This window comes from Flavobacterium sp. (genome assembly GCF_013823965.1).
GTDB lineage: Bacteria > Bacteroidota > Bacteroidia > Flavobacteriales > Flavobacteriaceae > Flavobacterium.
Genome location: NZ_PNNA01000021.1, coordinates 24,800 through 35,620, shown reverse-complemented (window position 1 = coordinate 35,620; position 10,821 = coordinate 24,800). Strand labels below are relative to the sequence as shown.

Annotated in this window: 9 protein-coding genes; 3 read left to right on the top strand and 6 right to left on the bottom strand. The window is 36.9% G+C overall.

Going from position 1 to position 10,821, the window contains the following annotated elements:
• The first annotated feature begins 143 nt into the window (after positions 1 to 143).
• The 3 genes from C0430_RS02465 to C0430_RS02455 all read left to right on the top strand — a co-directional run bounded on the left by C0430_RS02465 (position 144) and on the right by C0430_RS02455 (position 3,927).
• The gene (locus C0430_RS02465; protein ID WP_290865129.1) at positions 144 to 1,598 is read left to right on the top strand and encodes a glutamate synthase subunit beta; all 1,455 of its coding nucleotides are present in this window, start codon (positions 144 to 146) and stop codon (positions 1,596 to 1,598) included.
• 182 nt (positions 1,599 to 1,780) lie between these two features.
• Complete coding sequence (gene lysA, locus C0430_RS02460; RefSeq protein WP_290865127.1) at positions 1,781 to 3,001, top strand: diaminopimelate decarboxylase; 1,221 nt, start codon at positions 1,781 to 1,783, stop codon at positions 2,999 to 3,001.
• Between the two features lie 200 nt (positions 3,002 to 3,201).
• On the top strand, positions 3,202 to 3,927 hold the full coding sequence (locus C0430_RS02455; protein WP_290865125.1) for a hypothetical protein: 726 nt from the start codon (positions 3,202 to 3,204) through the stop codon (positions 3,925 to 3,927).
• A gap of 98 nt (positions 3,928 to 4,025) precedes the next feature.
• Here the strand turns inward: C0430_RS02455 and pafA are convergent, their stop codons facing one another.
• From pafA to C0430_RS02425, 6 genes are all read right to left on the bottom strand, one after another.
• Positions 4,026 to 5,642, bottom strand: a complete 1,617-nt coding sequence (pafA, locus tag C0430_RS02450; RefSeq protein WP_290865123.1) for an alkaline phosphatase PafA — start codon at positions 5,640 to 5,642, stop codon at positions 4,026 to 4,028.
• Between the two features lie 98 nt (positions 5,643 to 5,740).
• Positions 5,741 to 6,157 (bottom strand): hypothetical protein, encoded by a 417-nt coding sequence (locus C0430_RS02445; RefSeq protein WP_290865121.1) that lies wholly within the window; start codon positions 6,155 to 6,157, stop codon positions 5,741 to 5,743.
• Between the two features lie 44 nt (positions 6,158 to 6,201).
• Complete coding sequence (locus C0430_RS02440) at positions 6,202 to 7,146, bottom strand: nitronate monooxygenase (protein WP_290865119.1); 945 nt, start codon at positions 7,144 to 7,146, stop codon at positions 6,202 to 6,204.
• 14 nt (positions 7,147 to 7,160) lie between these two features.
• Positions 7,161 to 8,780, bottom strand: coding sequence for a S8 family serine peptidase (locus C0430_RS02435; RefSeq protein ID WP_290865117.1), 1,620 nt, complete (start codon positions 8,778 to 8,780; stop codon positions 7,161 to 7,163).
• Positions 8,781 to 8,803: 23 nt separating this feature from the next.
• Positions 8,804 to 9,991, bottom strand: coding sequence for a tRNA 2-thiouridine(34) synthase MnmA (gene mnmA, locus C0430_RS02430; protein WP_290865115.1), 1,188 nt, complete (start codon positions 9,989 to 9,991; stop codon positions 8,804 to 8,806).
• Between the two features lie 76 nt (positions 9,992 to 10,067).
• A complete protein-coding gene (locus C0430_RS02425) occupies positions 10,068 to 10,781 on the bottom strand; it encodes a hypothetical protein (RefSeq protein ID WP_290865113.1) in 714 nt (237 codons plus the stop codon).
• Positions 10,782 to 10,821 lie beyond the last annotated feature (40 nt).

Below are 10,821 nucleotides of genomic sequence, written 5' to 3'. Positions count from 1 at the left end.
AGTCCATTGGCAAAAAGAATCCTTGAAGACTGGGAAAACCAACAAAAACATTTTATCAAAGTAATGCCTACTGATTACAAAAAAGCATTATTGAGATTAGCAAAAGAAAAAGAATTAGAAGAACAACTAATAGCACAATAGTTATGGGCAAAATAGGTGGATTTAAAGAATATAATAGAGCTGACGAAAGTAATTTAGTTGTTCAAGAAAGAGTAACAAATTACAACGAATTTACAATTCCGTTGGCAAAAGACAAGATTAAGGAACAAGGTTCAAGATGCATGGATTGCGGGATTCCTTTTTGTCACAGCGCATGCCCATTGGGAAATTTAATTCCTGATTTTAATGACATGGTACATCAAGAAGAATGGCAAAGTGCATTGGATATTTTGCAATCAACAAATAATTTTCCGGAATTCACGGGACGTTTGTGCCCTGCTCCTTGCGAGAAATCGTGTGTTTTGGGAATTATAAAAGATCCTGTAGCCATCGAAAATATTGAAAAAAGTATTATCGAACGAGGTTTTGCCGAAGGTTGGATCAAACCACAAATTCCTGAAACCAGAACTGGAAAAACTATTGCCATTGTTGGTTCTGGCCCCGCTGGCTTGGCCGCTGCACAACAATTAAACCGTGCCGGTCACACTGTTACCGTTTTTGAAAGAGACAATGCCATTGGTGGATTATTGCGCTACGGAATTCCAAATTTCAAATTAGAAAAAGGAATTATCGATAGACGTGTAACCATTTTGGAAGCCGAAGGAGTTGTTTTTAAAACCAATGTAAATGTTGGTGTCAATTACAGCGTTGAGGATTTAAAATCTTTTGATTCCATCGTTTTATGTGGTGGTGCAACTGAAAGAAGAGGTCTGCCTACAAAAGGTGCCGACAGCAAAGGTGTCGTTCAAGCGATGGATTTCTTGACACAACAAACAAAAGTTTTGTACGGCGAAAAAATCGAAAATCAAGTTATGGCCACCGGTAAAAACGTAATCGTCATTGGTGGTGGAGATACTGGTTCAGACTGTGTGGGAACTTCAAACAGACAAGGTGCATTATCAGTTACCAATTTCGAGATTATGCCAAAACCACCTGTTGGAAGAAGCGAAACCACTCCTTGGCCATTTTGGCCTTTGCAATTGAAAACATCTTCTTCTCACGAAGAAGGTTGTGGCAGAAACTGGTTAATCAATACCAAAGAATTTCTTGCCAATGAAAAAGGGGAATTAGTAGGTTTGAAAACCGTTGAAGTAGAATGGAAACTAAAACCGGGACAAAGACCAGAACTAATCGAAAAAGAAGGTTCAGAGAAAATTTGGCCTTGTGATTTGGCTTTGTTGGCACTTGGATTTACTGGTCCCGAGAAAACATTAGCTGAACAGTTAGGCCTTGAAGTTGACATGAGAACCAATTATAAAGCTAAAAATTATCAAACAAACGTACCAAACATATTTACCGCTGGTGATATGAGAAGAGGACAATCATTGATTGTTTGGGCCATCTCGGAAGGCCGTGAAGCCGCTAGGGAAGTTGATAATTATTTGATGGGATTCACCAATTTGCCAACAAAAGGCAATGGAGATTTACCTAGTTTATAGTGTAAAAAATAAAAATTCTAAAAACCCTTGAAAAATAATTTCAAGGGTTTTTTATTTAAAAAAAAATATCAAAAAACTACAACAAATGTTATTTATTGAACATTTTGTTATATTTTGTTATTTTTAAACTTTATGCTTGTGTGTATCAATAAAGAATAATAAATTTGCCAAAAATGTATACGATGCAAGCAAAAGATTTAGTACAATTAGCCGAAAAATTTGGAACTCCATTATATGTATATGATGCCGAAAAAATCCAATCACAATATAAAAGATTGACAAAAGCTTTCTCGAAAGTAGAAAAGTTGCGAATCAATTATGCCATGAAAGCCTTGTCAAACATAGCCATTCTTCAATTATTGAGAGACATGGGTTCTTGTTTGGATGCTGTTTCAATTCAAGAAGTTCAACTCGGGCTTCACGCAGGATATTCTCCCGATCAAATATTTTTTACGCCAAATGGTGTTTCTCTCGAAGAAATCGAAGAGGTTTCTGCAATGGGAGTCCAAATCAATATTGACAACCTGTCGATATTGGAACAATTTGGAACCAAATATCCAAACGTGCCGGTTTGTATTCGCATCAATCCACACGTAATGGCTGGTGGAAACACTAATATTTCTGTAGGACATATCGATAGTAAATTTGGAATTTCGATTCATCAATTGCCTCATTTGTTGCGCATTGTTGAAAACACAAAAATGAATATCGTTGGAATCCACATGCATACGGGTTCTGATATTTTGGATATTGAAGTGTTTTTATATGCTGCCGAAATTTTATTTGACGTAGCCAAAAACTTCAAAAATCTTGATTTCTTGGACTTTGGAAGCGGTTTCAAAGTACCTTACAAAAAAGATGATATTGAAACCGACATTGAAGAATTAGGCAACAAATTATCCAAAAGATTCAACTCCTTTTGTGCCGAATACGGAAAAGATTTAACCCTGATTTTTGAACCGGGAAAATTCTTGGTAAGTGAAGCAGGTTACTTTTTGGCCAAAGTAAATGTGGTTAAGCAAACAACATCAACAGTTTTTGCAGGAATTGACAGTGGTTTCAATCACTTGATTCGACCAATGTTTTATGGTTCACAACATCATATTGACAATATTTCAAATCCAAAAGGAAAAGAGCGATTTTACTCTGTTGTGGGATACATTTGCGAAACAGACACTTTTGCCAGTAACCGTAGAATTGCAGAAATTAACGAAGGTGATATTTTAAGTTTTAGAAATGCGGGAGCCTATTGCTTCTCGATGTCATCGAACTACAATTCGCGCTACAAACCTGCAGAGGTATTATGGATTAAAGGCCAAGGGCACTTAATCCGAGCGCACGAATCCTTTGAAGATTTACTGAAAAATCAAATTCAGCTGCCGGTTGAAACGGCAACAATATAATAAATTACAAATCCCATTTCAATGAAAAAAGAAATGGGATTTTTTTTGGCGAAATAAATTTTGATTTCAAATAAAAAATCAAAATCCTGAATGAAAAAGATAAAACGGCAATACCCTTTTATAAATCAGAAAGTGAGATTTATCATATTTAATAGTATTTTAATTAGTTAAATTTACTTCGATAAATAAATCCCACAAAAATGAAAAAATTGATAATTTGGAGCGCAACAAGTTTAGTGGCGCTATTGGTTTTAGTTCAATGCAAACCAAACAACGAGAAAACTGAACCTGTAAAGGCTGCGGAGGCAGTCAAGGAAAATGCGAATTCACATCAAATTACAGTCAAAGAGATTTTAAATGCAACCGCTTACACCTATCTTTTAGCTACCGAAGGTGAAAAAGAATATTGGATTGCCATCCCGAAAACTGAAGTGAAAGTTGGAAAAACTTATACCTATGAAGGCGGAATGGAGATGAAAAAATTTGAAAGCAAAGATTTAAAAAAAACTTTTGATTCCGTACTTTTTGTAGAAAGATTGATAGATCCTGAAGCACCGGCAGTAACTGAAACCAAAATCAATCCTAAAAACATGATTCCAGACACCGAATTGTCAAAAGGAATTATTTTGGCCAAAGGAGCTATCTCGATGCACGATTTGTTTTCTGGAAAGGATAAATTAGAAGGTAAAACCGTTATCATAACCGGTAAAGTGATCAAATTTATGCCAGAAATCATGTCTAAAAATTGGATTCACCTACAAGACGGGACAAGTTACAACGGATTTAATGACATTACAGTTACCAGTCTAGAAAAAGTAAAAGTAGACGAAATAGTGACTTTAAAAGGTACGGTTATTTTAAATAAAGATTTAGGATCAGGCTATAAATATGACATTCTCATTGAGGATGCCACTGTCGTTAAATAAGCATACAACTCCGTACTTCAGTTTTTTTTTATAAATTAAGAAATCCCATTTCAATAAAAATGAAATGGGATTTCTTTATAAAAGGATAAACTAACTTGTTATTTCTCTTGCAAAACTTCTTCCAAAACCTTGCTTTCCGTGCCGTTTGGCATTTCGATTTTTAGTTTTAGAGCCAGTGTTGGAGCAATTTGAGTAATTTCTTTTTTGTCAAAACTTTCTCCCGGTTTTATTTTCCAACCATAAAATAGCAAAGGAGCATGCGTGTCATAAGCATAAGGTGTTCCGTGAGAGGTTCCCGTTGCACCGTATTCAATATATCCAGGTTTGTCCAATACGACCAAATCGCCGTTTTGGGTAACATCATAACCATTGGCAATAAAATTCAAGTAGAAATCATTTCCTGTCGAAGCCAAAATATCTTCTTCTGTATAGACTTTTTTTACTTGTTCCTGCGACATCAAAAATGCTTTGAAATCTTGTTTTACTTTAACCAATTCCAAACCTTTGGTTTTGATTAATTCCTTGTTCAAATAAACATTAAAATTAGAATATTCCACAACTAGGTTTACGCCAAAAGCAGTTGTCGAAAATTCTTTCAAAGATTTAAAAATATCTTTCGACGGAATATTTTTAACATCGTATTTATGGTCTTTCAAATGAGCTGCATTTTCGGCACAAGCATGATCGGCTGTCAAGAAAAGCAAGTAATTATCTTTGCCAACGGTCTTGTCCAAATAGTCTAAAAAGTCGGCAATCGTCAAGTCCAATCGCAAGTATGTATCTTGCAATTCCATTGATCTTGGTCCCAAAATATGACCCACGTAATCTGTTGACGAAAAACTAACGGTCAGAAAATCGGTTACGTTGTCTTTTCCCAATGCTTCTTTTTCGATGGCTTTCTTGGCAAAATCAGCCAATAAATTATTTCCAAATGGAGTGGAACGCATAACGCCGGCATCGTTTTTATCATACATTTCTTTGAGATTGTATGGAAAAACCGGTTTTTCGCAATTGTATAATTTGCCCTCATAAGGATTGTCATCAGGTAGACTTTCGTTGTAATCAGCCGCTGGTTTCAACAAACTCCAACCATTGTTGATGTAAGGCAAATAGTTTTTCTCGTTATTAAATTGAGTTACCCAATCCGGTAGCTTTTCACCATAAAACGTGCTCGAAATAAACGCTCCGGTGCTGCTGAACCAAAAAGCCCAATTGGCAAAATGTCCCGCCGGCAAAATTGCTCCACGGTCTTTTAGACTCATTCCGATTACTTTTCCATTGAAGTTGGTTCCCAATCGCAATTCGTCAGTAATGGTCGTGCTTAACAAGTTTTTTGGAGACATTGCTCCTTCTTTTTCACTTCCCTCTCCAATGGTTTTTACCGAAGCATCATCCGTGCAATACATTGATTTTCCCAACTTCCTGCTGAACCACTCATTTCCGACAATTCCATTTACGGAAGGTGTTGTTCCAGTATAAATGGAAGCGTGTCCGGGAGCAGTATAAGTCGGCATATAATTAAAATGGGCGTTGTGAAAGACATATCCTTTGTTCATCAAACGCTTGAAACCATTAGCGGAAAAATCATCCGAAAAACGATACAAATACTCCATTTTCATCTGATCGACCACAATTCCAACCACTAACTTTGGGCGTTCTTGCGCTTGAACATTCATGATCACAACAAATGACAACATTAAAAACAACTTTTTCATAATACACTTTTTATTTAGACAAAAATACATCTTAGATAATTAGAAACGGAATTAAAAGAACTTTTATAATTAAAAATTAATCATTTCTTATTCTATGGCTATGAATGATAATTTGAAATATTATAGACAATAATCCGGTTGTCATAATTAATGTAAAGCTGCTTCCTGTTGTCTTGTTTCTTTCTCGTAATTATCGAAAGCGTGCAATCGTCACCATTATTGTCCTTGCAGGTAAACGTATAAACACTGTCGGTTTCGCTCTCTTCCAGAGGCTGATATTCTATAATTTCGAACAATTGAATAATCTCGGAATTGACAATAATTCGGCTTTTGTCAGTATCTAATTTTACCAAAATATTGACCAAATTCAAGTCGGACCATTTGCCCCATTTCCCTTTTTGGTCTTTTTCCATAACGCTAAAACCAGAAGTTTTAAACTTGTAAGTTTGACTGTAGGAATGTTGCAAACCCATTACAAGAAACACCAAAACAATAATTATTTTTATTTTCGTCATTATGTATAAAATTAGTACGCAGTCAAAAGTAATAAAATTTGAAACTAGAAATTAAATTTTGCCACATCATTTTTGGCCAATTCAAACTCGGCAATCATTTCAAAAACAATTTCCGCAGCTGGTTTTATATCATGAATTAATCCTGCTATTTGACCTATTTCGAGTTCGCCTTCCTCTAAATCGCCTTCAAACATTCCGTGTTTTGCCCTTGCCCTGCCCAAAAGTTCCGATAATTCTTCTTTCGTTGGACATTTGGCATACAATTGTTGAACGTCTTGGTAAAACTTGTTCTTGATCAATCGAACGGGAGCCAACTCTTTCAAGGTAACTTGCGTCTCCCCTTCCTTGGTTTCGATAATTTTATTTTTGAAATTTTCGTGTGCCGATGATTCCATCGAGGCGGCAAAACGACTTCCCACTTGCACGCCATCGGCACCAAGAACCATTGCGGCAAGCATTCCTCTACCCGAAGCGATTCCTCCGGCAGCAATTACCGGAATTTTTATTTTTTCTTTCACCATCGGAATCAAGGTAAAAGTGGTGGTTTCCTCTCTTCCGTTGTGACCTCCAGCTTCAAATCCTTCGGCGACTACGGCATCCACTCCCGCATCTTGCGCTTTCAATGCAAAGATGGAACTGCTCACCACATGAACCACGGTTATTCCTTTTTCCTTCAAGAAAGAAGTCCAGGTTTTTGGATTCCCTGCCGAGGTAAAAACAATTTTCACGCCTTCTTCAACAATAATATCCATTATTTCCTGAATGTTTGGGTACAACATTGGCACGTTCACGCCAAAAGGTTTATCAGTGGCTTTTTTACATTTTTGAATGTGTTCCCGCAACACTTCGGGATACATCGAACCTGCGCCAATCAATCCCAAACCACCGGCATTGCTGACGGCACTTGCTAATTTATAACCCGAATTCCAAATCATTCCTCCTTGAATAATTGGATATTTAATTTTGAAAAGTTGCGTGATTTTGTTCATTAAACTTTTGAAATTTACTGTTTTACAATTTTTCCGCTCTTGGAAAAACCATTCGATTCAATTTTATACAAATAAGTTCCTTTAATCAAGGATTTCATCGAAATGATGGAAGCTTGTGATATTATTTTTTCCTCCAAGACTTTTTGTCCCAAAACAGTATAAAGAATAACATTTCCTGTTTTGAATCCTTCGGCTAAAGTAACCGAAATGGAATCAGTGGCAGGGTTTGGATAAACCACGAAATCATTTTTCGATGCATTGGCAACCGATAATCCATTGGACAAAGCCAAACTAAAATCGGGAATTCCATAACCAAATTCTACAGTTGGCGCAGCATATCTATCTGCTGATTGCGTAATTAATTGTTTGATTTCTTGATTTGTTTTTGATGGCAATGCTTGCCACAAACAAGCCACCATACCTGCAACAATGGGACCTGAATAAGAAGTGCCACTACCGCTGTTCGTAATGTTTCCGGTAGCGTCAGAAACATAAGGATATTGTCCTTGAGCCGTTACATCCGGTTTTACTCTTCCGTCAAAAGTTGGACCTTGAGAACTAAACGTGGCATAAGTCTCGTCAGCTTTTACGGCGCCAATTGTCAATGCATTAGTGGCATCTGCGGGAGCAGAAATATAATGCCAAGGATTATTACCATCATTTCCAGCCGAAACCACGCATATCATTCCACGACTGAAAGCAATGTCCAATCCTTTTGAAATAAAAGTCGTTGTGCCATTCATGTCATTGTAGGTGAAATTATAATTTGGATTGTCAAAAGTGGTATAACCCAATGAAGTATTGATAATGTCTACGCCTAAATAATCGGCTTGTTCGGCGGCTTCGACCCAATTTGACAATTCTAACGGACTCTCGTTGGCTCCATCTTCGGTGATAAATAAATAATAGGAAGCATCTGGCGCAGTTCCTACTAGTTCATTTTCCGTAAATCCGCCCATTAAGGAAAGCACTGAAGTTCCGTGAGAAATTCCAGTGTAAAAATTAGTGTTTCTATTTACAAAATCATATCCACCAAGAATTTTATTGTTGTCTCTCAATCTAGCAAAGGGTTGAGCTGTGTTTACACCTGGAAAACCGCCATCCATCACGGCAATTATTTTTCCTGTTCCCGTGTAATTGGATTGGTGCAATAAATGGCCGTTCAACATTTGGATTTGATTGGCTGAATTACCGTAATTAAACGTAACAGACGTTTTAGTAGTTTTATTTACCGGTTTGGTATTAACATTTTTGGCCACCGTCTTTTTGGCCGCAATGATGGAATTATCGGCAAAATCAATATTGTCGACAAAAGACAAATTTTTTAACGCATTAATATCAGCCTGAGAACCATTTACGTGAACACAATTAAACCATTTGGATTTGGCTTTCACCGTAATTCCGGTTGCGGCAATAACCTGGTCAATATACGGTTGATACACTGGAATATCCTTGCTATCCAATGCAATTCCTTGGTTTGCCCTTCTATCCAAAGCCCTTTGCGAAAGCATCGTCAACGGATTATCGAAGTATGTTTGGGAACCGGGTTTGTCTTTAAAATATACCCAAGCATCTTCTTGGGAAAAGCCCACAAAACTTGAAACCAAAAACAGAAAAAGGAATATTTTTTTCATATATTTTTAAATTAAAGACTAATCTAAGAAATAACTCCGGAACCCACTAATTCGTCTTCCAAATACCAAGCCACGAATTGCCCTTCGGTTATGGCGGATTGTGGTTCATCGAAAGCAACGTACATTCCGTTTTCAAATTGATGCAAAACGGCTTTTTGCAACGGTTGACGGTAGCGAATTCGAGCCATCACTTTCATCGTTTCGCCATTGGCCAAAGCCAAATCGGGACGAATCCAATGTACTTCGGATTTTTCGACAAACAATGCTTTTCGGAACAATCCCGGATGATGACTGCCCATACCGGTATAAATAATGTTTGTTTCCACATTGGTGGCAATGACGAATAGCCCTTCTGCAGTTCCGCCAACATTGAGCCCTTTTCGTTGTCCAATGGTGAAATAATGTGCACCTTGATGTTTGCCGACTACTTTTCCCATTTCTGGTGTGTAGTCGATTTTTTTGGCATCGAAAGCCAAGGCTTCTTCAACAGAAAGATTATCTTTTTTTTCTATGGTATAAACGGGATTTTCTTTGTCAATTTGGTAAATCAAGCCGTCTTTGGGTTGCAATTTTTGTTGCAAAAATTCGGGTAATCGTACTTTTCCAATGAAACACAATCCTTGTGAATCTTTCTTCTCGGCAGTAACCAAATCCAATTCCAGGGCGATTTCGCGCACTTCAGGTTTTGTCAATTCCCCTATCGGAAACAAGGATTTTGCCAATTGTTCTTGTGATAATTGACAGAGAAAATAAGATTGGTCTTTATTGGAATCTGCTCCGGCCAAAAGTTGGTATACTTTTTCGCCGTTGACTTCGGTTTCTCCTTTTCGGCAATAATGTCCTGTTGCCACATAATCGGCACCAAGGCTTAAAGCGATTTTCATGAAAACATCGAATTTGATTTCGCGGTTGCAAAGTACGTCGGGATTTGGAGTTCGTCCTTTTTCATATTCGTTGAACATGTAATCAACGATTTTTTCTTTGTACTCTTCGCTTAAATCCACGGTTTGGAAAGGAATTCCCAATTTTTCGGCAACCAATAACGCATCGTTACTGTCTTCGAGCCACGGACATTCGTTAGAAATGGTAACGGAATCATCGTGCCAATTTTTCATGAAAAGACCTATGACTTCATAACCTTGCTGCTGCAATAGATATGCTGCAACACTCGAATCTACACCACCGGAAAGCCCAACAACTACACGTTTCATTTTGAAATAATTATAATTTTACAAGATGGCAAAGTTACAAAGATTTACAACAGGATTTGTGTATGGAAAACGTTAATTATTTTTTGGATTTTGAACTGGTTTGCGGATAACTCATGTTCATTTCTTTGACTAATTTTCCTTTTTCGAAAAATTGCCAAACTCCCGCTTTTTTTCCGTTGACAAATTTCCCTTTGGAAACAATTGTTCCATCATCGGCATCCCTGAAAATGGCCAATCCATCGTATTGATCATTCTTGTAATTGGTTTCTTCGATGATGATTCCTGTTTCGGTGTATCGTTTATAAAGGCCGTTTTTGAAGTTGTTTTTATAAATCATTTCTTCGGCAATTTTACCGTTGGGATAAAAAACGGAACGTAAACCTTCGAGTTTGCCTTTACTGTAATTTTCGGTAGCCATTATGGCTTTAGATGCTTTATGATAGTATGTCCATTGACCTTCATATAATTTACCAACGACCTTTCCTTCACTTACTTTATTCTTGTTTTTATCGAAAAAAATCGTGTATGCCGAATTGTCTTTTGCATTAAATTCTCTTGTGGCAACAACAATTTTTATTTTGGTATTGTCAAAAAAAGTAAAGGTTCCCACTTCTTTTCCGTGTTCGAAAGTGCCTTCATATTTTGGGTTTTTGGTGTCTTCATAAATACCTTTCCAAGGCCCGTGTTTTTTCCCTTTTTCGTCTAATTTATTATAATCGTTCTGCGCATGACTACAAAACACATTCAAAAAAATTAAAACAAATATTCCCTTTTTACAAAACGTTTTCATAAGTGTAATTTTTATTTTTAAGTGGTCACATATAGTATTG

Coding starts and splice junctions, on each gene's coding strand:
- C0430_RS02455 (WP_290865125.1), top strand. CDS start 3,202: ATGAAAAAATTGATAATTTGGAGCGCAACAAGTTTAGTGGCGCTATTG.
- lysA (WP_290865127.1), top strand. CDS start 1,781: ATGCAAGCAAAAGATTTAGTACAATTAGCCGAAAAATTTGGAACTCCA.
- C0430_RS02445 (WP_290865121.1), bottom strand. CDS start 6,157: ATGACGAAAATAAAAATAATTATTGTTTTGGTGTTTCTTGTAATGGGT.
- C0430_RS02435 (WP_290865117.1), bottom strand. CDS start 8,780: ATGAAAAAAATATTCCTTTTTCTGTTTTTGGTTTCAAGTTTTGTGGGC.
- pafA (WP_290865123.1), bottom strand. CDS start 5,642: ATGAAAAAGTTGTTTTTAATGTTGTCATTTGTTGTGATCATGAATGTT.
- C0430_RS02425 (WP_290865113.1), bottom strand. CDS start 10,781: ATGAAAACGTTTTGTAAAAAGGGAATATTTGTTTTAATTTTTTTGAAT.
- C0430_RS02440 (WP_290865119.1), bottom strand. CDS start 7,146: ATGAACAAAATCACGCAACTTTTCAAAATTAAATATCCAATTATTCAA.
- mnmA (WP_290865115.1), bottom strand. CDS start 9,991: ATGAAACGTGTAGTTGTTGGGCTTTCCGGTGGTGTAGATTCGAGTGTT.
- C0430_RS02465 (WP_290865129.1), top strand. CDS start 144: ATGGGCAAAATAGGTGGATTTAAAGAATATAATAGAGCTGACGAAAGT.